Below are 20363 nucleotides of genomic sequence, written 5' to 3'. Positions count from 1 at the left end.
AGTTGACTTGGAAAGTATTTTCAATGCAATTTATAAATTATGCCTAATACGCACGATGCCCCATTAGAGGGGGCGCGATTACTGGTTTCAGATTTTATGCCTGCCGAGTTGCGCGACCTGGATGACCGCTTGGCGAGACCCTATGACTCGGTGTTTCGGGTAGGTTTGCTGATACCCATGTGTGGCTCTGCGGGGCTTTGGGCGCCTTCCTGTATTTCAAGTGCCCAGGTTGCTGTTTCGCAACTTAACAATGCCGGTGGGATCTGTGGGAAAGCCATAGAACTGGTTGCCATCGACTCAGCGCTTGAAGCGACGGACCCGGTGGATGAAGTGGTAAATAATCTGATTGAAACCAACAGAATTGATGCAATCGTTGGGATGCATATCAGCGCTGTTCGCCAGAATTTAAGCAAAATTGTCAACCAACGAATCCCATATGTCTATACGCCGCTTTATGAGGGGGGAGAGAACACCAAAGGTATCTTTGCGATCGGGGATACCCCTGAAAAACAGCTTGGCCCAGCGCTAGAACATTTAAGTAAGAGCCAGAATACCAAGCGGTGGGCGCTCATTGGGAATGATTATGTCTGGCCTAGGGCGTCAAATTCCTATGCCAAGGAGAAACTGCAGGAATGCGGTGTTACGATAGCATATGAAAAGTATCTGCCTTTTGGCGTGGCTGACATGGAAAGTATCCTCGTTGACCTTGAAAGTGCCGAGGCAGATGCCGTGCTGATTTCTGTTGTAGGGCAGGACGCAATTACATTTAACCGTGCTTTTGGCGAAGCTAAAATGCATGAGAAAATGATCAGATTTTCCTGTGCCATAGAGGAAAATGGCCTGCTTGCATGCGGCGAAGACAATCTGCATGAGCTGTATTCCGCATCATCATATTTCGGCGCGATAAGCACACCTGCCAACGCTAGCTTCAGGGAAAAATACTATCAATTGCACGGTGAGAATGCACCGGTGCTAAACGCGTTGGGCCAGTCAACATATGAAGGAATGCAGTTTCTAGCAGGCCTTATGAAGCATCATGAAAATGATTGGAAGGAAAAGGACAGTAGCTGTCTGGACAGTATCGAATTTTCCAGCGTTCGTGAAGCGAGTAGAGCGGGTGATCTTTCAAAAAAACGACCAATGTATCTCGCAAAAGCAGATGGGGTGACTTTTCAAATCGTGAAAACCTTATAAAAAATAATAAGTTATAATTTTATTTGATTTGGAAAATAAAATACTTGAAAAAGAAATTAAATTCTCTCAAGCTTAGATGAATAGTCGAAGCCGTGCAAAGGGGCTGTGCTTCGCAATCAAATAAGTTGGGAGAGTTGCCTTGGTTTGGGCTGTTTCAATCGTCATTTTGGCTGTGGTTCTGTTGCTGGGGATTTGGTTTCTCCAGAAATTCTACGTTAAAGCAACACTAAATTCCGCGATCGTCCGGACAGGTTTTAGAGGGCGCCGTATTGTTCTGGATGGCGGTTGTTTGTCCCTTCCGATCCTGCATCAGACGAAACGCGTCGCGATGGATGCTGTGTCTTTCTCGGTATCCCGTACGGATCGAGAAGCCCTTCTGACGTCAGATCAACTTCGCGCGAACGTCGCGATGGAGTTTGAGTTCAAAGTCATGCCGACCACAGGGGGGGTCGCTGCGGCAGCTCAGTCTTTGGGGGCAAAAATTGAGCGCGGGGGTGAGGCGATTGATTTTGTTCTAAGGGGCCCGCTGGTTGACGCCATGCAGGCTGCCGCGGCGCGCCGTACCTTGGATGAAATCCACAGTGAGCGAAGCGATTATACCAAAGAGGTAGAGGCGGCTGTTGCCAAAAAAGCGGAACAGTTCGGGCTTCTCCTTATTTCCGCATCATTGCTTAAAGTCGATGAAGGCGATCTGGCGCAGTTTGATGAAAACAACTCTTTCGTTGCGCAAGGTCGCCGCCGTCATGCTGAATTGATTGCGGAGCAACGCCGTGAACGGGCGCGCATCGAGACTGAAACTGATCTTGCCATTCGTGAAAGTCAGTTGAAAAAGCACCAGCGTCATCTGGAGATCGAGAAAACAGAACGCGAAGCGGCCATCGCACAAAAGGAAATGCTGGATAAGCTGGAGGCGGAGGCACGTGCGAAAACCGAGGCGGCGAAGGCAGAATCCGATTTGAAGGTTCAGACGGCTCGCATTGAAGCGGAACAGAAAATACAAGCGAGCAAAGTGGCAAATGATGAAACGCTTCGCCGGTCTGAGATGGCAGCCATTCTAAGCCTTGAAGAAACCAAAATCGAAAATGAAACGCAGCTAGCCAAATTGAGAGCCGCTGAGTTTGAAACGCAAGCATTAGAAGAAGCGGCACGGGCGCAGGTATTGTTGGCTGCGGAGGAAGTTCAGGCGCAGAAAGAGCGTGCCGTTGCCAAGCGCGAGCATGAAATCGCTGACCTGAAGTTGCGAAAAGAAATTGAGCTTAGCGCCTCTCAGGCGAAAAGCGATGCGGAAACTCTTGCCACGAAAACTAAAGCCGAAGCGGATGCTGCCAAAGTGCTTGCGGCTGCAGAGTTTGCCAAAGCGGAAGCTGAGGCCAAGGGTAAAGTTGCACTTATTAACGCTGAAAATTCCATGAGCAGAGAGCTCATTGGAATGCGACTGGAAGAGCGGAAACTGGATCGTTTGCCAGAGATCATGACCCAGATGATGAAACCTGTCGAAAAAATCGACTCCATTAAAATAAACCATATCGGTGGAATTGGGGGGCAAGGGAGTGCCTCAGGTGAAAATGGCTCTGAAAGCGCTTTTGGATCCGCCATGGATCAGATCCTGGGGATGGCCGTTCGCCTTCCAGCAATGAAACAGATGGGCGAGGAGATTGGATTGGATTTTGACGCCAACCTTGCCGGCCGAACAGCAGATTACGCAAATCGCATCAAGTCGAAAGATGAGAAATAGGGGTAGCGATCGCGTGCCTTCGATGACTAACAGAGAGGACAAATAATGACAAATATCAACAGACGTAATTTCATGGCCGCCGGGGCGGCTTTAGGCGGGGCAATGATGCTCCCAAACTGGGCAGTATCAGCCGATACGATCAAACTGGGTTCAATCCTTGATCAATCCGGACCTTTCGACGCCTATGGTAAGCCGATGGATATGGCGCTTCGTTTGGCTGTCTCAAAAATCAATGCAGACGGTGGTCTTTTGGGCAAAAAGGTTGAGGTTGTCTCCTACGATACACAGTCTGACATGGCGCTATATACACAATATGGTCAACAACTGACCCGCCAGGATAAAGTAGATGTGGTGCATGGTGGCATTCTGTCGGCATCACGCGAAGCCATTCGCCAGACCATGCGCAAATCAAAAACACTGTATTTCTACAATGTGCTTTATGAAGGCGGTGTTTGTGACCGCAATATCTTCATCAACGGCGTAACACCTGCCCAACAGGTAGAAGCCTTGATCCCATATGCCATGGGCAAATCTGGCAAGAAAGTCTATGTGCTGGCTGCTGACTATAACTACGGTCAGATCATGGCAAAATGGATCCAGAAAATTGTGGCCGATAATGGCGGTGAAACAGTTGAAGTGGACTTCTTCCCTCTGGACGTTTCAGATTTTGGATCAACCATTGCAAAAATCCAAACCGTGGGACCTGATCTTATTGTTGCGCCACTTGTTGGCGGAGCGCATCTTTCCTTCTTCCGTCAGTGGGCAGCAGCCGGAATGAAGGATAAAATTCCTTTGGCATCCCCAACTTTGGGTGTGGGTAATGAACATAAAGTTCTAACTCCGGAAGAGGGTAACGGCATTATGGTTGCCTATAACTATAGCCAGGAAATTGCCTCTTCCGAGAATGACAGCTTCAAGAAAGCATGGGCAGATGCTTATAACGGCGATCAGAGTATGCATGAAATTGCCGTCTCCAATTATCATGGCATTTTGACATGGGCAGAAGGTGTTCGCAAAGCAGGGTCGTTCCAGCGTGACGACGTTGTAAAAGCGCTGGAGACCGGTATTTCCATCATGGGACCTGGCGGTAAGGTGACCGTTGATCCGAAAACGCACCATGCGGTTCTGGATGTGCATCTGATGGAAATTCAGGACCAGAAGATGAAAGTCATTAAAACCCTTCCGCAGTTACAGCCAATTGATACTCAGGCTGTTTGCGATCTGGAAGCTAATCCAAAAGATAACAAGCAGTACGAGATCAAGATCTAGCATTCGCCGGAACTTGAGAACTGAGGGCAGTTTCGAGCTGCCCTCTAGCCCCAACCTTTTGTTGGGGAAGGATACCCGCGTGTCAATTTTCGAGAGGCCACATGGACCTGTTGTTTGTCATACTTGTTGAAGTTCTTTACGCCATCGCGTCACTGGCACTGGTAAGTGCCGGGCTGGCGGTCGTGTTCGGGATGATGAAAGTTATTAATCTTGCCCATGGTGAATTTATGATGATGGGTGGGTACGCTACCATTGTCTCGGTGAATTTAGGTGTAAATGTATTTGTGGCCATGTTGATTATTGCCCCGCTGGTTGTCGGGCTGATTGGGCTGGTTGTTGAAAGATTGATCATTCGCCATCTCTATGGCCGTCTTGTGGATACCATGCTTGCTACATGGGGGCTTAGCCTGTTCTTCATTGGTGTTGCTACCATGATTTTCGGTAACACGACCACAAGTATCACGACGCCCATTACGGGCTTCGCCGTTGGTGACTATCAGATCAATGGCTATAATTTTTTCATCATCTTTGTCTCCATCATTTTGCTGATCGGTATGTATGCCCTGTTGAAGGCAACACGGCTTGGACTAATTGCCCGGGGCACAATGCAACAATCTGATATTGCAGCGGCGCTGGGGTACAGTCCAGATCGGATCTATATGGCGACCTTCTTTTGTGGCTCCGCTTTGTCCGGTTTCGCAGGGGCCATCCTTGCGCCTCTGGTTGGATTGGTGCCAACGTCAGGGGGCGCTTATATCGCCAAGGCCTTTATTACCGTCATCGCGGGCGGCCCGTCACTTATCGCAGGCCTGATCAGCAGCTCCAGCCTCTTTGGATTAGTGAATCAGATTTTCACTTTCAGTATTTCCCCTGTCTTTGGGGAGGTTGCCCTTCTTGTCGCGGCTGTCATTCTTTTGCGCCTTTTACCGCAAGGGGTAACCGGCAAATTCTTTAAGGGGAAAATGTGATGCCCCTCATGTGGAAGAAACAGGACTTTATTGCCCTCGTAGTGGGCTTACTATTGATGTGGATCCTGCCACAAATCATTGGCACCCATACCCTGACAATTTTGGTGGTTTACGCCATGCTGGGACTTAGTCTGGGTCTCATCTGGGGCTTTGGCGGCATCCTCTGTTTTGGCCAAGCCGCGTTTTTTGGACTTGGCGCTTACACCTATGCGGTGGCGGCGATCAATATCGGTGAAAGTACATTTCCGATGCTTTTAGCCATTGCTGTTCCGTCACTATTCGCGGCTTTGATGGGCGCGATGATGTTTTATGGGCGACTGACCGATGTCTATCTTGGTGTGATCACGCTGGTTGTGACGCTTATCCTGTTCAAATTCGTGAACTCAACGGCTGGTCCGCAATATGTGATCGGCGAGGCGCGTTTGGGAGGCTTCAATGGCATCCCGGGTTTCCCCACGCTCAATATTCCAGGCATGCCTGAAGAATATATCTGGGGGGATGCGCTTTTCTATGTTTGTGCTGTCGCGTTACTCGTTGTGTATTTCTTTGTGACCTGGTTGCTCCGCACCTCATTTGGACGCGTTGCCATTGGCATCAGGGAGAATGAAACGCGTATCTCCCTCATGGGGTATGACGTGCGGGCGCGTAAGACGATCCTATTTACTATCGGCGCGGCGATCGCCGGGCTTGCCGGCGGCTTTTTCGCAAACTGGGGTGAAATTGTAACCCCTAGATTGTTCAGCCTTGGGCAGTCAGCCGAGATTATCATCTGGTGCATTGTGGGCGGTCTTGGGACACGTTTTGGGCCCATCATTGGGGCGGCTGGGCTTGCTTATTTAAAATTTCTTTTGGGGCAGCAAACGATGATTGATAACACCCTGATTACCGGGCTCATTCTTGTTCTGTTTGTTTTGTTCCTGCCTAAGGGCATCGTTCCAGCCGTCTCTACACTTTGGCAAATCAGTTTTGCCCGTCGTGGTGGGCGAAAACACAGAAATCGCCGAACAAATCGTAATGTGGGGAACGCAAATGGCTGAAACTGTTCTTGAAACATCAGGCCTGACAATGCGATTTGGCGGAGTGGTCGCTTCCGACAATGTGAATTTCAAATTGCAGGCGCGGGAGCTTAGATGCCTTATCGGACCAAATGGTGCGGGCAAATCCACTTTCTTTAAATGTGTTACGGGATTGCTGACACCTTCCGAAGGCCAAGTGTTCATGCGGGGGCAGGAAACCACGGGCTGGCATCCACATGAAATTGCGTCCCTTGGTGTTGGGATCAAAACACAGGTGCCGAACGTAATGGATGGCCTATCCGTCTATGAAAATATCTGGATCGCAGCCCGCAGGTTCATGTCCCCTAAAGAGGCGGTTCGCAAAACGGAAGAGATTATTGACCGTCTTGCATTGGGATCTATTGCAAAGGCAGACCTTGGAAGATTGGCCCATGGGGAAAGACAACGGGTTGAGCTTGGTCTGGTTGCCGTCGCAGATCCTTGGCTGGTTCTTCTTGATGAGCCCGCTGCAGGCATGACAGCGGAAGATGTGGATCGCATGAGTGAAATTATTCACGAAATGACCAAAACAGCCGCCGTGGTGATTGTCGAACATGACATGCAGTTTATCAAGTCAATCGCTTCCACAGTCACGGTATTCCATCAGGGCGCAGTGCTTATGGAAGATCATGTGGACAAGGTCATGTCAGATCCTGTGGTCAGAAATGTATATCTAGGGAAGAAAGCGGGATGACACACGAAGATCAAGTAACGCTTTTGGAAGTTAAAAGCCTATCCGGGGGATATGGGAAAGTTCCTGTTCTCCACGGTATTGATTTTGCCGTTTTCGAAAATGAAGTCGTGGGTATCCTTGGCCATAACGGTATGGGTAAGTCGACGTTGTTGAAGACGGCGATGGGTTTCCTCCCGGCGACCTCCGGCACTGTTCGTTTCCATGGAACTGAAATCACTAGCCTGCCCCCAAATGAACGGGCAGGTCTTGGGATCGGATATGTGCCGCAGGGACGGGGTATTTTTCCGCAACTGACGGTTCGGGATAATCTGCGATTTGCCTGGCATGATTATTCGAACGGAAGCGAAGAAGAAGTTATTGACCAGATCCTGAAAGACTTCCCACGCCTTATTCCTTTGCTGGATCGGGAAGGAGGCGCCCTTTCAGGGGGAGAGCAGCAACTGCTCGCGCTCGCCCGCTGTTTGATGGGAGATCCTGAATTTCTCCTCCTTGATGAGCCAACTGAAGGTATTCAACCCTCCATCATTGAAGAAATGTCAGAAACCCTTCTCAAACTTCGAGAAGACAGAGGACTATCCATCCTACTGGTGGAACAGAACTTTGACTTTATTTCCGACCTCTCTGATCGGGTTCTGGTGCTGGAGCGGGGACGTATTACAGGGGAACTTTCCCGTTCGGATTTAACAGATCAGGCGAAAGTTGATCAATTCCTTGGCTTTGGCGCGGCCAGATCAACCCGGGCAAGTGGGGGGCAAGTGAGCCGCCCAGCCGCTGCCGAAAATAAAACCTCTTCTGACATATCTCCGGCCCCAATGCCGAAACGAACTGACACGGATACGGCTTTTTCAAGCCAGAAACCAGTGGTGACCAACATGACGATTAAAAGACCAACACTTTCTCAGATGCGTGAAATGGCACAGCGGTTTGGTATGAGCCTCTCCGATGAGGAGTTGAAAGAGTATAGCGAAATTATGGAGCCTTACATCCAGTCCTATGACAGGTTGGACGCGATGCCTGATAATTTGCCAGAGGTGCGCTATCCAAGATCCCCCGGCCATTTCCCTAGCCTGACGGAAAACCCGCTAAACGCCTGGTATGTGAAGACGGATGTTAAGGGGGCCATGGATGGCCCACTTCGCGGAAAACGTATCGCCTTGAAAGATACTGTGTGTCTGGCAGGTGTACCGATGATGAATGGATCTTCCATTATGGAAGGGTATATCCCGGAAATCGACGCGACAATTGTGACCAGAATGTTGGATGCCGGGGGAACGATTGCGGGGAAAGCCCATTGTGAGAATTTCTGTCTGTCTGGCGGATCCCATACCAATGCCAAAGGACCGATCCACAACCCGTGGAAACGGGGATATATGGCGGGCGGATCATCAGGTGGTTCTGCAGCATTGGTCGCAGCGGGCGAAGTAGATATGGCGATTGCAGGTGATCAGGGAGGCTCCATCCGTATTCCTGCTTCGAATTGCGGTGTTTATGGTATGAAACCAACTCACGGCCTTGTCCCTTATTCTGGTGTGATGCCAATTGAACAAACAATTGACCATGTGGGGCCTGTCACAAGAACCGTTGCTGACAACGCGTTACTGCTTGAAGTGCTCGCCGGTGAGGACGGGTTAGATCCGCGCCAGTATAAGCCAAAAACCTATCGGTATACGGAAGCCTTGGGGCGGGGTGTTCATGGAATGCGAATTGGTATTCTGAAGGAAGGTTTTGGCGGGGAAACTGCCGAAGCAGATGTTGATCAAAAGGTACTGGCAGCGGCGGAGCGGTTCCGTGAGATGGGCGCGCGCGTGGAAGAAGTATCCATCCCCGAACATCATATGGCAGTGGATTGTTGGACGGCAATTACATTGGAAGGTTTGCAGGATCACATGATGCGTGGCAATTCCGGTGGTACCAACTACCGCGGGCTGTTCGTCCCGTCCATGATGGATCATATGGCCCAGTGGCGTAACCGCCCGGATGAGCTTAGTCATTCGCTGAAAACCTGCATGTTCATTGGAGAATTCTTTCAGGAGCAGTATCGGGGACGTTTCTATGGCAAAGCGCAGAACCTCATGCGTAAAGTCAATGATCACTACAAAACAGCACTGAAACAATATGACCTTCTGTTGATGCCAACGGTCCCTATGAAACCGCAGCAGATCCCACCTGCAGACTGTTCTATCAGCCTATATGTCCAACGGGCATTTGAAATGATCGCCAATACGGCGCCGTTCAACGGTGGCCTTCCTGCAATGAGCATCCCGTGTGGCCTCCTCGAAGGATTGCCGATTGGAATGATGCTGGTTGGTCCAAATTACGGGGAAATGAAAATCTATCAGGCAGCTCACGCTTTTGAGCAAAGCGGTGACTGGCAGGCAATGTGAGGGCGCGGAAGATGTCAATATTGACTGAAAGTTTGATGACGAAAATCAAATCTGTCGGATCCCAACATGACTTGAAGGGGGGAGAGCCGCAAAAGGGACTGTCCTATGTTCAGGGGCGGTCGGATAGTGAACTACGTTACATGACAATTCCAGAAATGTTCCGTGAAGCAGTATCCCGCTTTGGCCCACGCGAGGCATTGGTTTTTAAAGAGACCGGAGAGCGCTTTAGCTATTACGATTTTGATCGGGAAATTGACGCGCTTGCGTCTGGCCTCCTCGCCATGGGATTGGAAAAAGGGGATACCCTCGGCATTTGGTCCCCCAATCGATTTGAGTGGGTATTGACCCAGTTTGCAACCGCGCGCATTGGCGTGGTGATGGTCAATATCAATCCGGCTTACCGGGTTGCAGAGCTGGAATATGCCCTCAATAAAGTTGGCTGCAAGGCCCTTATCTTGGCGAAATCTTTTAAGACCTCAGAATATCTGGAGATGATTAAAGGGCTCGCCCCCGAACTGAAGTCTTGTGAACCGGGGCAGCTTCGTGCGGCAAGGCTGCCGCATCTTCGAAGTGTGGTTGTCATGGATGCAGATGTTTCTGACGGCCTGTTTAGTTTCGAGCAGGTGAAGACGTTGGGCGGCCCAGCCCAGCAATTGCGTCTCTCCAAAATCGAAAAAACACTCACGCCAGATGATCCTATCAATGTTCAGTTTACATCTGGTACAACCGGCGCCCCGAAAGGCGCAACACTGTCTCACTATAACATCGTCAATAACGCGCGCTTTGTAACGGATAGGATCGAACTTACCGAAGCAGACCGTCTTTGCATCCCTGTGCCGCTTTACCATTGTTTTGGTATGGTGATGGGGGTGTTAGGGGCGATCAGTAAAGGCGCAACAATGATTTTCCCGGGGGAAGCGTTTGAGCCAGAAGCAACCTTACAGGCGTTGTCTTCTGAACGATGCACGGCGGTTTATGGTGTGCCGACCATGTTTGTTGCGATGCTGCAAGAGATGGAGAAGCAGACTTACAATCTTGGATCTTTAAGAACCGGTATCATGGCAGGTGCGCCTTGCCCCATTGAGATAATGGAAAAAGTCGGCAGCCAAATGCATATGAAAGAAGTGACCATATGTTATGGCATGACAGAAACATCACCTGTCTCCTTCCAAAGTTTTGTCGACGACCCGATTGAAAAAAGATGCGCAACAGTGGGGAGAATCCATCCCCATCTGGAGGTTAAGATTGTCGATGATGAGGGGCAAATTGTCCCTGTTGGCGCACAAGGAGAGCTTTGTACCCGCGGATATTCAGTGATGAAAGGCTATTGGGAAGATGCCGAGCGCACCGATGAAGCGATCATTGATGGCTGGATGCACACAGGGGACCTGGCCGTATTGGATGAAGAGGGGTTCTGTTCCATTGTCGGGCGGAAGAAAGATATGATCATTCGCGGCGGCGAGAATATCTACCCCCGTGAGATCGAAGAGTTTCTCATGCGTCATCCAGACATTATTGAAGTTCAGGTTTTCGGCATCCCGGATGAACGTCTGGGGGAAGAAGTATGTGTCTGGATTGTTTCAAATGACGGCGCGGATCTAGATGCGGGCAATGTCCAGAATTTCTGCCAAGGACAAATCGCCCACTATAAAATCCCGAAATTCGTCCGTGTGGTGGATAAAATTCCCATGACCATTACAGGCAAGCCACAGAAATTTGTGATGCGCGATCAAATGGTTGAGTATTTGGGGCGTTAGATCAGTTGGCACAGATAATCACGCTGACCGCATAAGAAAAGAATGTCTCGAAGACAAATTGGTGTCGCTCAGATATTCTGAAAGAATGACGCGGTGTGACGGTTTCATCTTGTCGACATGTGGTTTCCCATTACATATCCCAATCAATCGCGCTCATATTCATCCTATTTGCAGATCATTCTTTTGGATGTAATCTCATAACTGTGGCTGTCTGACACTGTTTAGCCTAAAGCTTGCTGAACGAAGCGGCGTGTGAGTGTTTATTAGAGCAAAAACAATAAGCTCTCCCAAAAAAATCCAGTTGGTGAAAACGAATAATAAGGAAAACCAAATGAGTGATTTGATTGTAGAGCAGGAGGCAAACCTGCTGAAACTGACCTTGAATAGACCTGAGCAATTGAATGCCCTGTCTAAAGAGTTGATATCCGGCTTAACAGAAGCGGTGGTTGGCGTGACAGAAAACAGCTCGGCTAGAGCAATATTGATTACGGGGGCGGGGCGCGGGTTTTGTGCTGGTGCGGATTTACAAGGGGATAAACTGGCGAACAGACGCGAAAAGGTCGAAGGTCAGATGATGGCTGGTGTTAATCGCCTGATCACCGCCATCAGGGAAGTGCCTGTACCTGTTATTATTGCCGTGAACGGTGCCGCCGCCGGAGCGGGGTGTGGTCTGGCGCTTTCTGGGGATATTACAATTGCGGGTCGGTCAGCAAAGCTGTTGACTGCCTTTTCTCGCATCGGGGCTGTTCTGGATGGCGGAATGTCCTGGTCACTTACCCATAAAATTGGACCAGCACGGGCGACAGCAATGGCTATGCTGGGGGATCATAAAATCAGCGCAGATACTGCAAAAGAGTGGGGTTTGATCTGGGATGTTGTGGAAGATGAAGACTTAGAGGCCACATCTCTTGCTTTGGCACACCGATTGGCAAATGGCCCAACAACGGCGCTTGGTTTGATTAAACGACAAATTGCGCATGCCCAAAATGGCTCTATCTCAGATGCCGTAAGATTTGAAGCGGCATGTCAGGGACAAGCATTTCGCACAGAAGATTTCCTGGAAGGCGTAAAAGCATTCCAAGAAAAACGCGCCGCTAATTTTAAAGGGAAGTAGAGAGCACTTAATCGTCTTGGCTCAAACGTGTGAAATTGACTTAGTCTTAATATCGAAATCCTCTCTCATACTTGACGGCAGAACCTAAAGGCGACGTGAGCCTTTCTTTGGGACCGGAATTGGTTGATAATGTTTGGTATGTGGTTTCTGAAACTGACATTCATTCTAATAGCATTATACGCAGGCATTGTTGGCACAGCATATTTCCTTCAGACGTGGCTGATTTTTCCTTCTGGTCTTGCGGGCGGCAGCTCTAATCTTCCAGCCGGAGCGAGCTACAGTGAACTGACAACAGAGGATGGTGAAAACGTCGTTGTTGTGCGGATTAAGCCAAGCCGCCCCTCGGCTGAGCCGCGACCGCTTTTGTTTGGCTTTGGGGGTAATGCGTGGAATGCCGATATTATGGCAATCCTGCTGCATCAAATTTTTCCGGAACATGAGATTGCCGCCCTGCACTACCGTGGATATGGCCCAAGCAGTGGTCGCCCTTCGGCGATGGCACTTTTTGAGGATGCTCGGCTAGCTCATGATTACCTGATTGAAGAACATGCAGATGGTGTTGTTGCTATCGGATTTAGCTTAGGGTCTTCGGTTGCCGTTGATCTTGCTGGCTCGCGCTCTTTGCAAGGAATAGTTCTGGTCACTCCCTTTGATTCATTGAAGGAACTTGCAGCTACCCACTATCCTTGGCTGCCAGTCAGGTTATTATTGCGTCATCGTATGGAAACTGCGGATAGCTTACGTCGCCTGAACCTGCCGGTTGCAGTGATAACAGCTGACAATGACAAAGTTATTCCTGCGGCGCGTTCATCGCCTGTACGAGAGGCGGCAAGAGATTTGCGCGCGGATTTCACGATTAAAAATGTCGGTCATAATGACATTTACACCGCTTTAGATTTCACCACAGCCTTAATTGATTCAGTGAAGTCAGTATCGGACGATTGAAACTGGAACACGGCATGCCAAATTGATTTCTCGACCATGCTTCCTCAAAGCAATAGTCTGATCATTTCATGGCAACTGAAACCCTCTGGTTCACCGTGACGTCTATTCTTTGATTTAGGAAGTAAGTGGTGCCCGGAGGCGGATTCGAACCACCGACACGCGGATTTTCAATGCGCCATCTAGATTCCTAAGTAATTGAATTATATGGGTTTTGAGAGGGTGTGAAAATAGTGCATAAAAACTGCATAAATCGGTTTGGTCAGAATATAAATCCTTGATAAAGGACTTAAAAGGGATGCGCGAGTTACCCAGATCGTAGGGTGGTTGCTGACATTCACTCGGAGGATCGATTGTAACATACATGAGTGCGTATTTTTGGTCGATCCGGTCTGGTCATTTTCTGGTGTCTCGTTTCTTTTTTCGCTGAGTGAATTTGTCGTAACGTCAATTCCGGTTGACGTTCAGCTTCGGTCATAAATTCCCATACTCTTATGATTTAAACCTCCTAATTGCTTGTTAGGAAGGTATTTATCTTTCTCGCATTAATGAAGAAGCTGCATAAAGTTATGTTTCTTTAATTAGAAAACATTTTCTAGCTAACCATTTGAAATCATTAAATAGAGTTTAACGCTATTTAATGTTCGCTTTCTGTTTGAGAATTGTGTCCGAATGTGCGGGTTCAATGTTACGGCCTATGGACTATAAGACTTGCCGTTTTGATTAAAAGAAACTCATAGACAAAAAAGTTAGTATTTAGCGATGCATTTTTTGCATCAGTTAAGGAAAAAATTAGCAGTATTCATACGCACTTTTCCTTGCTCTAGTGAAAAGCATTCTCGGTGGGAATATTCGTACGTGCCGAGCCAGTCTTTTAAAAAGGAGCGTTTGAATGTCAGCTAAAACTATAATTGATCGCCGATCCATAATGCGCGGGATGGCAGCTGCTGGTGCGGTCGGTGCTATTTCTGCTTCCCCTCTACGCCAGGCTTTGGCAGCAACCACGACAATTGGTTTCATATATGTCGGTGCGCGGGATGACTATGGTTATAATCAGGCGCATGCTGAAGGTGCCGCGGCCTTGAAGAAAATTCCTGGTATTAAGGTTGTTGAAGAAGAAAGCGTTCCAGAAACAGTTGCTGTTCAGAAAACAATGGAAAGTATGATCAATCTGGATGGCGCTTCCTTGTTATTCCCAACGTCATTCGGTTATTTTGATCCGCATATGCTAAAAATGGCCAGCAAGTATTCGGATCTGACTTTCCTTCATTGCGGCGGCCTTTGGAACGGTGACAAGCACCCATCGAATACTGGAAGCTATTTTGGTTACATTGATGAGGCTCAATATCTGTCCGGTATTGTCGCAGCTTATGCGACGAAATCCAAAAAATTGGGTTTTGTTGCAGCCAAGCCAATCCCACAGGTGTTGCGCAACATCAACTCATTTACCTTGGGTGCGCAATCCATTGATCCGACGATCACCACACAAGTGATTTTCACCGGAGAGTGGTCCATGCCGGTTAAGGAAGCCGAAGCGACAAATAGCTTGGCTGATCAAGGCGTGGATGTTGTCACATGTCACGTGGATGGTCCAAAGGTGGTCGTCGAGACTGCTGAAAAACGTGGTATGTACAGCTGTGGCTATCACGCTTCCCAAGCTCCATTGGCACCTAAGGGTTACCTAACAGGAGCGGAATGGAACTGGTCTAAAGTGTATGCTGATTACGCTGACATGTTTGTGGGTAAAAAGACCATTCCAAATCTTGTCCGCGGAGGCTTGAAAGAAGGCATTGTTAAGACATCTGCTTATGGTCCGGCTGTTTCAGCAGAAGCCCGGGCAAAAGCCGATGCCGCGAAAGCCAAATTTATGTCCGGCGACATGGTGATCTACAAAGGTCCAATTGAAACCAATGACGGCAAGACTATTATTTCCGCTGGTAAATCCCATAGCCAAACAGATACCTGGCTTGAATCCATGGATTGGCTGGTTAAAGGTGTCATTGGTAGCGTTTAATCTATGAAATTCCTTTCGAATCGATTGGTCGTCGCTTCGGAAGCGATTGCCCTTCCAGTGGTGTCCCTGGCGGTGTCACTCATCCTCTTTGGATTATTCGTGACAGCTGCTGGGGTCGATCCCTTTGAAGCTATGGCCTTAATGTATAAAGGAGCATTTGGATCCGCTTTTTCCATTGAAAATACTTTGCAGAGGGCAGCCCCGCTTATTCTGGCGGCGTTGTGCACTGCTTTGCCGGCCCAGCTTGGTATGGTGATCATCGGGGGAGAAGGGGCGCTAGTGATGGGGGGCTTAGCCGCAGCGGCGGTCGCACTGGCGCTCCCGGATTCTTCTTCGCCTTTGACCGTTCAAATTATGATGGCATTGGGAGGGATGATTATGGGGGGAGCCTGGATCGGTCTCTGTGGTGCCTTGCGTCATTATCGCGGTGTTAATGAAACCATCTCAAGCTTACTGCTTACCTATATCGCTATTGCCATTCTTAATCATATGGTCGGTGGTCCGATGCGCGACCCAGCCAGTCTTAATAAGCCATCCAGTCCACCTATTGGGGATGCGAATATGATTGGGACCATTCCGGGGATGGACGTCCATTGGGGTCTGATCTTTGGTATTGTTTTTTGTATCATTACCTACATCCTGATGAGCCGAACCACGTTCGGCTTTGCGGCAAGAATTGTCGGCGGAAATGCCAAAGCGGCGGCAATTTCAGGCCTTCCCGTCGGGCAATTGCTCATCATCACCTGTTTGATCGGAGGCGCTGCTGCTGGATTGGCGGGCATGGTTGAAATTGCCGCGGTTCATGGTGCGGCGAATGAGCCTTTGGCGGCGGGGTACGGATATACCGGTATTCTTGTTGCTTTTCTGGCGCGACAAAATCCAATGGCAATCATACCCGTGGCCATTTTGCTTGGAGGTATTGATGCTAGCGGAGGTCTTCTACAGCGTCGACTGGATCTTCCGGATGCAAGTGTATTGGTGCTGCAAGGGATCATCTTCGTTGTCATTCTAACCAGCGAAACCCTGTTTGGGCGATTTAAGATATTCACACCTAGGGAGGCCAGTGATGGAAGTCGTTGATCTTGGGTTCTGGACAGTTCCATTGGCCGTTTTTGCCGGTGCCATCCGGGTTTCAACACCCTTTCTTTTGGTTAGTTTGGGAGAGTGCCTAACGGAAAGATCCGGCAGGATTAACCTTGGTCTCGAAGGCACTCTGGTGATGGGGGCCATGTCAGGCTATGCCATTTCCTATCTAACAGGCTCACCCTGGCTGGGGGTGTTGGTTGCCGGTGTTGTAGGGAGTGGCTTTGGCCTTGCTCACGGGATTATTTGTAATATGCCGCGGGTCAACGACATTGCCCTTGGCATTGCTTTGATGTTGTTCGGGACTGGTCTGGCCTTTTTCTTAGGGAAAGGGTTTATCCAACCCAAGGCGCCAAATCTGCCAGCAATTCCTTTAGGATGGTGGAGCGATATCCCGCAAATCCGTGCAGCCCTTGAAATCAATGTTCTTTTTGTACTGGGCGTTCTTCTGACCCCCTTATTGCTGTTTTTCCTGAACCGTACACGTTGGGGACTAATGTTACGCACTGTGGGCGATAGTGAGGATGCCGCACACGCCGCCGGGATCTCAATCAATCGTGTGCGTATTCTCGCGACTATGGCAGGTGGTTTTCTGGCGGGTATCGGCGGGTCATTTCTGTCGCTTTACTATCCTGGTAGCTGGAACGAAGGATTGTCCAGTGGACAAGGTATCACCGCCGTTGCATTGGTGATCTTTGCCAGATGGAACCCACTTTATTGTTTTTATGCGTCCTTGCTTTTTGGTGGGGCAGGCGCATTGGGGCCCGCTTTGCAGGCTGTGGGCTTTACGCAAGGATATTATCTTTTCAATGCGGCCCCTTACTTTCTTACCCTTGCAATCATGATTGCGACCTCTTCTTCAAGTGGCAAATTCTCCGGTGCGCCGGGAGAACTGAGCGTCACCCGATGACAACAGACAAGGAGTAGATTTGATGAGCGGCTTAGGTGGATTGAACAAATCGCCCAATGGTGTAGTGATTGGCTTGGTGCAACTGCAGCTTCCCGTTGTTGAAACCAAAGAACAGTTGACAGCTCAGACCCAAAAAGTTGTTGCCATGGTCGGCAAGGCGCGCCGCAATTCGAGAACGATGGATCTGGTGGTGTTTCCTGAATATGCCTTGCATGGCCTATCTATGGATACAAATCCGGACATTATGTGCTCGTTGGACGGTCCGGAAGTCGCCGCCCTAAGACAAGCTTGCATCGACAATGATATCTGGGGCTGTTTTTCTATTATGGAATTTAATCCGGATGGCAATCCGTATAATTCGGGACTCATTATCGATAACAAAGGCGAAACCCAACTTTACTATCGCAAAATGCATCCGTGGGTGCCAGTAGAACCCTGGGAGCCGGGTGATATGGGTATTCCGGTCTGCGATGGACCCAATGGCTCCAAGCTTTCACTCATAATCTGCCATGATGGCATGTTCCCTGAAATGGCGCGCGAAGCAGCCTATAAGGGTGCTGAGATCATGATCCGCACCGCAGGCTATACGGCTCCGATGCGTGAGGCGTGGAAATTCACCAATCAATCCAACTCATTTTGTAATCTGATGGTAACTGCCAATGTCTGCATGTGTGGTTCCGACGGTACATTTGATTCCATGGGAGAGGGTATGATCGTCAATTTCGATGGAACGATCCTCGCCCATGGTGGAGCCCGTCCTGATGAAATTATTACTGCAGAAGTGCGCCCTGATCTTGTGCGCGAAGCGCGTATTGAATGGGGTGTTGAAAATAACATTTACCAGTTCGGACATCGCGCCTATGTGGCCGTAAAAGGCGGGGCACAGGATTGCCCTTATACCTATATGCATGACCTTGCAGCTGGCAAATACCGTCTTCCCTGGGAAGAGGATGTCAAGGTGACAGACGGGACGTCTTGTGGGTTTGAAGCCCCAGTTAGAACATTTAAAGGAAATCCAGATGGCTGATCATATCAATTCCACGCCTTATAAATGGCCCTACAATGGTAACTTGCGCCCAGAAAATACCGCGTTGATCATTATTGATATGCAGACGGATTTCTGTGGACCTGGCGGGTATGTGGACCAGATGGGCTATGACCTATCTTTGACGCGCGCACCGATGGAACCGATCAAGGCGGTCCTTTTGGCCATGCGCGAAAAAGGGTATCACATTATTCACACCCGTGAAGGTCATCGCCCTGATCTTTCTGATTTACCTGCAAACAAACGTTGGCGTTCACAGCAGATCGGCGCTGGAATCGGAGATCCGGGGCCATGCGGCAAGATCCTTGTCCGTGGAGAGCCGGGCTGGGACATTATTCCAGAGCTATATCCTATAGATGGTGAGCCTATTATCGATAAGCCGGGTAAGGGGTCATTCTGCGCCACTGATCTTGAATTGATCCTGCGTACAAGAGGTATCGAAAATCTTATTCTTACCGGCATTACCACGGATGTTTGCGTGCATACCACTATGCGAGAAGCCAATGATCGAGGATATGAATGTGTCCTGCTGGAAGATTGCTGCGGGGCGACAGATAAAGACAATCATGATCATGCCATCAAGATGGTAAAGATGCAGGGCGGGGTCTTTGGTGCGGTGTCCAGTTCTCAGGAACTGATTGCGGGCCTGCCATGAATATATTTTCTACAGAGGCCATTGGTAGAAGCCGTCAATCCATTGGTCTTGAAATCATCAACCTTAGCAAAAAATTTGGTAACTTCACTGCGTTAGACAATGTCTCACTGAAAGTGAAGCCGGGAAGCTTTCACGCACTGCTTGGCGAAAATGGTGCGGGAAAAAGCACATTGGTCAAATGCGTTATGGGGTTTCACCCGCCTTCAGAAGGCAGCATCCTGGTGAATGACAAGGAATATGACATCGCGAACCCGCAAGCAGCGCATATGCTGGGTTTGGGGATGGTGTATCAGCATTTCACACTTGTTCCGCATATGACGGTTCTTGAAAATCTGGTTCTTTCTCAGCCCGATCTACCAAACTTTATCAATTGGTCGCTGGAGCGCGAAAAACTGGCCACTTTTATTCAGAAGATGCCATTCCAAATTCAGCTTGATACCAAAGCACAAGATTTATCTGCAGGTGAAAAACAGAAGGTTGAAATCCTGAAGCAACTTTATCTTGGCAGCGGTTTTCTTATTCTGGATGAACCAACCTCTGTTCTGACCCCCGGTGAGGCAGATGAAGTGCTGGGCTTAATTCGCGATATGACCGCTGAGGAAGGTCTGACTGTTCTGATGATTACCCATAAGTTTCGTGAGGTTCTGGCTTTTGCCGATGAAGTTTCCGTCCTTCGGCGCGGCGTTTATGCTGGCGGTGGCAAGACAAGCGACCTTACAACGGACGATATGGCGCAAATGATGGTTGGCTCTGATATCAGCGCCAAGAACACAACACGCAAAACCAACCTCCAGAGCGATGTTCGTCTTGCTGCCGATAAAATCTCAGCGATGGATGATACTGGGCACACAGTGGTGCGGGATTTGAGCTTTAAGGTGAAAAGTGGCGAGATACTGGGCATTGCAGGTGTATCAGGCAATGGACAGAAAGAACTTGTTGAGGTGCTGGCCGGGCAGCGATCGCCAATAAGCGGTGCCATGCAGATGCATGGTGAAAACTATCTGGCAACGCGGCAAGAGATGCGGCGCCACAAGGTATATTGCCTTCCCGAAGAGCCACTTAAAAATGCCTGTGTCGCCAATATGAGTGTCAGTGATAACTTGGCTTTTCGCACATTTGACCAGTCACCGTTGGCGAAAGGAAGCTGGTGGCTCAACAAATTGGCATTTAGACTGCAAGCCAAAGATCTGATCGCGAAATACAACGTGAAAACCTCTTCCCCCGATGTGCCGATCGGCACCCTTTCTGGCGGCAATGTACAACGAACTGTCCTTGCAAGAGAGCTTTCAGGTGATGTGGATGTGTTGATTGTGGCCAACCCGGTGTTCGGGCTTGATTTTGCTGCGGTTGCGGATATCCACGCTCAAATTATGGAGGCGCGCAATCGTGGTGTTGCGATTCTTCTGGTCAGTGAGGATCTCGATGAAATTCTTGAGCTTTCAGATCGGATTGCTGTGATGTTTCATGGCGAGTTGGTTTATGAAACGCCGGCCGATGAGGCCGATTTAACCGTTATTGGCCGCCACATGGCCGGAAACTAAGGA

At 49.2% G+C, this 20363-nt stretch carries 16 protein-coding genes; all 16 read left to right on the top strand.

All coding sequences use genetic code 11. From position 1 onward, the window contains the following. Positions 1-39: 39 nt before the first annotated feature. The gene (locus GUA87_RS00390; protein ID WP_227711632.1) at positions 40-1194 is read left to right on the top strand and encodes a substrate-binding domain-containing protein; all 1155 of its coding nucleotides are present in this window, start codon (positions 40-42) and stop codon (positions 1192-1194) included. Between the two features lie 139 nt (positions 1195-1333). After that, on the top strand, positions 1334-2929 hold the full coding sequence (locus GUA87_RS00385) for a flotillin family protein (protein ID WP_193714556.1): 1596 nt from the start codon (positions 1334-1336) through the stop codon (positions 2927-2929). A 45-nt stretch (positions 2930-2974) separates the two neighbouring features. Next, a complete protein-coding gene (locus GUA87_RS00380; RefSeq protein WP_193714555.1) occupies positions 2975-4198 on the top strand; it encodes an ABC transporter substrate-binding protein in 1224 nt (407 codons plus the stop codon). A 101-nt stretch (positions 4199-4299) separates the two neighbouring features. After that, entirely contained in the window at positions 4300-5166 is an 867-nt protein-coding gene (locus GUA87_RS00375; protein WP_193714554.1) for an ABC transporter permease subunit, read from the top strand. Then, a complete protein-coding gene (locus GUA87_RS00370; RefSeq protein ID WP_193714553.1) occupies positions 5166-6203 on the top strand; it encodes a branched-chain amino acid ABC transporter permease in 1038 nt (345 codons plus the stop codon). Before GUA87_RS00375 ends, GUA87_RS00370 begins: the two co-directional genes overlap by 1 nt. Then, positions 6196-6915, top strand: a complete 720-nt coding sequence (locus GUA87_RS00365) for an ABC transporter ATP-binding protein (protein WP_193714552.1) — start codon at positions 6196-6198, stop codon at positions 6913-6915. Before GUA87_RS00370 ends, GUA87_RS00365 begins: the two co-directional genes overlap by 8 nt. Continuing rightward, the gene (locus GUA87_RS00360; RefSeq protein WP_193714551.1) at positions 6912-9299 is read left to right on the top strand and encodes an amidase; all 2388 of its coding nucleotides are present in this window, start codon (positions 6912-6914) and stop codon (positions 9297-9299) included. Before GUA87_RS00365 ends, GUA87_RS00360 begins: the two co-directional genes overlap by 4 nt. A 35-nt stretch (positions 9300-9334) precedes the next feature. Further along, positions 9335-11056 carry an AMP-binding protein gene (locus GUA87_RS00355; RefSeq protein ID WP_415774782.1) on the top strand — a complete coding sequence of 574 codons (1722 nt, stop codon included), beginning with the start codon at positions 9335-9337 and terminating at the stop codon, positions 11054-11056. Positions 11057-11387: 331 nt separating this feature from the next. Beyond that, a complete protein-coding gene (locus GUA87_RS00350; protein WP_193714549.1) occupies positions 11388-12170 on the top strand; it encodes an enoyl-CoA hydratase-related protein in 783 nt (260 codons plus the stop codon). A gap of 129 nt (positions 12171-12299) precedes the next feature. Further along, positions 12300-13115 carry an alpha/beta hydrolase gene (locus tag GUA87_RS00345; RefSeq protein WP_193714548.1) on the top strand — a complete coding sequence of 272 codons (816 nt, stop codon included), beginning with the start codon at positions 12300-12302 and terminating at the stop codon, positions 13113-13115. Positions 13116-14004: 889 nt separating this feature from the next. Next, positions 14005-15126 (top strand): BMP family ABC transporter substrate-binding protein, encoded by a 1122-nt coding sequence (locus GUA87_RS00340; RefSeq protein WP_193714547.1) that lies wholly within the window; start codon positions 14005-14007, stop codon positions 15124-15126. A gap of 3 nt (positions 15127-15129) precedes the next feature. After that, positions 15130-16206 carry an ABC transporter permease gene (locus GUA87_RS00335; RefSeq protein WP_193714546.1) on the top strand — a complete coding sequence of 359 codons (1077 nt, stop codon included), beginning with the start codon at positions 15130-15132 and terminating at the stop codon, positions 16204-16206. Further along, positions 16193-17119, top strand: coding sequence for an ABC transporter permease (locus tag GUA87_RS00330; protein ID WP_193714545.1), 927 nt, complete (start codon positions 16193-16195; stop codon positions 17117-17119). Before GUA87_RS00335 ends, GUA87_RS00330 begins: the two co-directional genes overlap by 14 nt. A gap of 22 nt (positions 17120-17141) precedes the next feature. Next, the gene (locus tag GUA87_RS00325) at positions 17142-18146 is read left to right on the top strand and encodes a formamidase (protein WP_193714544.1); all 1005 of its coding nucleotides are present in this window, start codon (positions 17142-17144) and stop codon (positions 18144-18146) included. Beyond that, positions 18139-18819, top strand: a complete 681-nt coding sequence (locus GUA87_RS00320) for a cysteine hydrolase family protein (protein WP_193714543.1) — start codon at positions 18139-18141, stop codon at positions 18817-18819. Before GUA87_RS00325 ends, GUA87_RS00320 begins: the two co-directional genes overlap by 8 nt. After that, positions 18816-20360 carry an ABC transporter ATP-binding protein gene (locus GUA87_RS00315; RefSeq protein ID WP_193714542.1) on the top strand — a complete coding sequence of 515 codons (1545 nt, stop codon included), beginning with the start codon at positions 18816-18818 and terminating at the stop codon, positions 20358-20360. The genes GUA87_RS00320 and GUA87_RS00315 overlap by 4 nt, the downstream gene beginning before the upstream one ends. Positions 20361-20363: the final 3 nt, after the last annotated feature.

This window comes from Sneathiella sp. P13V-1 (genome assembly GCF_015143595.1).
Classification (GTDB): Bacteria; Pseudomonadota; Alphaproteobacteria; order Sneathiellales; family Sneathiellaceae; genus Sneathiella.
The sequence above is the reverse complement of the archived record's forward strand: the minus strand, read 5'-3'. Positions and strand labels throughout refer to the sequence as shown.

Coding starts and splice junctions, on each gene's coding strand:
- GUA87_RS00315 (WP_193714542.1), top strand. CDS start 18,816: ATGAATATATTTTCTACAGAGGCCATTGGTAGAAGCCGTCAATCCATT.
- GUA87_RS00340 (WP_193714547.1), top strand. CDS start 14,005: ATGTCAGCTAAAACTATAATTGATCGCCGATCCATAATGCGCGGGATG.
- GUA87_RS00370 (WP_193714553.1), top strand. CDS start 5,166: ATGCCCCTCATGTGGAAGAAACAGGACTTTATTGCCCTCGTAGTGGGC.
- GUA87_RS00375 (WP_193714554.1), top strand. CDS start 4,300: ATGGACCTGTTGTTTGTCATACTTGTTGAAGTTCTTTACGCCATCGCG.
- GUA87_RS00320 (WP_193714543.1), top strand. CDS start 18,139: ATGGCTGATCATATCAATTCCACGCCTTATAAATGGCCCTACAATGGT.
- GUA87_RS00345 (WP_193714548.1), top strand. CDS start 12,300: ATGTTTGGTATGTGGTTTCTGAAACTGACATTCATTCTAATAGCATTA.
- GUA87_RS00330 (WP_193714545.1), top strand. CDS start 16,193: ATGGAAGTCGTTGATCTTGGGTTCTGGACAGTTCCATTGGCCGTTTTT.
- GUA87_RS00380 (WP_193714555.1), top strand. CDS start 2,975: ATGACAAATATCAACAGACGTAATTTCATGGCCGCCGGGGCGGCTTTA.
- GUA87_RS00365 (WP_193714552.1), top strand. CDS start 6,196: ATGGCTGAAACTGTTCTTGAAACATCAGGCCTGACAATGCGATTTGGC.
- GUA87_RS00350 (WP_193714549.1), top strand. CDS start 11,388: ATGAGTGATTTGATTGTAGAGCAGGAGGCAAACCTGCTGAAACTGACC.
- GUA87_RS00355 (WP_415774782.1), top strand. CDS start 9,335: ATGACGAAAATCAAATCTGTCGGATCCCAACATGACTTGAAGGGGGGA.
- GUA87_RS00325 (WP_193714544.1), top strand. CDS start 17,142: ATGAGCGGCTTAGGTGGATTGAACAAATCGCCCAATGGTGTAGTGATT.
- GUA87_RS00360 (WP_193714551.1), top strand. CDS start 6,912: ATGACACACGAAGATCAAGTAACGCTTTTGGAAGTTAAAAGCCTATCC.
- GUA87_RS00335 (WP_193714546.1), top strand. CDS start 15,130: ATGAAATTCCTTTCGAATCGATTGGTCGTCGCTTCGGAAGCGATTGCC.
- GUA87_RS00390 (WP_227711632.1), top strand. CDS start 40: ATGCCTAATACGCACGATGCCCCATTAGAGGGGGCGCGATTACTGGTT.